Origin of the sequence: Weissella sp. DD23 (assembly GCF_001579105.1) — a bacterium.
Taxonomy (GTDB): Bacteria; Bacillota; Bacilli; order Lactobacillales; family Lactobacillaceae; genus Weissella; species Weissella cibaria.
In genome coordinates this window covers 1-840 of record NZ_KQ970427.1, presented here as the reverse complement: position 1 = coordinate 840, position 840 = coordinate 1, and the positions used below count along the sequence as shown (strand labels likewise).

General features: G+C 48.9%; 1 protein-coding gene. It reads right to left on the bottom strand.

The annotated features are described in order from the left end of the window. Positions 1–716: sugar kinase (locus tag WEIDD23_RS12040; protein ID WP_062359097.1), on the bottom strand; the 716-nt coding region annotated here is incomplete at its 3' end. Positions 717–840 lie beyond the last annotated feature (124 nt).

Here is an 840-nt window from a genome sequence, read left to right as displayed (position 1 = left end):
TTCACGAACGCGCCTGCTGGTCCCAATTTAACAATCACCGTATCTGTGACCGCCGATTGGCCAATGAAGAAATCCGCAATCGTTTCCGGATCGCGCGACCCCATCAAGATTTCACCTTCGTTAATTCCTGGCAAAACAATATTGGCCATCTTGGCAAACTGGTTCGTTGTCGCCACCATCTCTTCAGTGGTTTCCCACAGTGCCGGTCGCAAATTTGTATCAAAGATTTTCACAATTTCTGGGTGCATCGCCAAACGTTGGCAAAGTGCTAACGTTGTTTCGCGTGCCGTTGCTGAGATGGCTGGAAATATACCAGTTAAGTGTGCAATTTTAACGCCATCTAAGTTAAGTGTCTCAATTTGGTTAGTCATCAAATTTGCCGCCGCTGAATTTTTTCGATAATTAGCAGTCGCGGGATCGCCCGCCGTGACGCGTTGCTTGAACATCAACCCAGTCGTATGCGTCGGCGTGACAACAACGTGATCTGTCCCGACATTGGCCTTCGTTAACTCAGCGCGTACAAAGTCACCGATTGGATCTGCACCAACCTGTGCGACATAGTCAACCGTGTGACCCAAGCGGGCAACGCCAACGGCCACGTTTACTTCCGCACCCGCTAAGAACTTATCATAGTTACAAGCAACTGCTAATGGCACATCAGCTTCCGTTGACGCAAAAACCGCCATTGGCTCGCCGATTGTTAACACCTCACTCATGCTAGACCCCCATTAATTCTTTTGCCGCCGTTAACTGTTGATAACGTTCAACATAAGCGCGTGCATTATCCGTTACGCCCGCATAATCATCAAATTCTGCTGGCTTTAGCAAGCTGCCACCAAC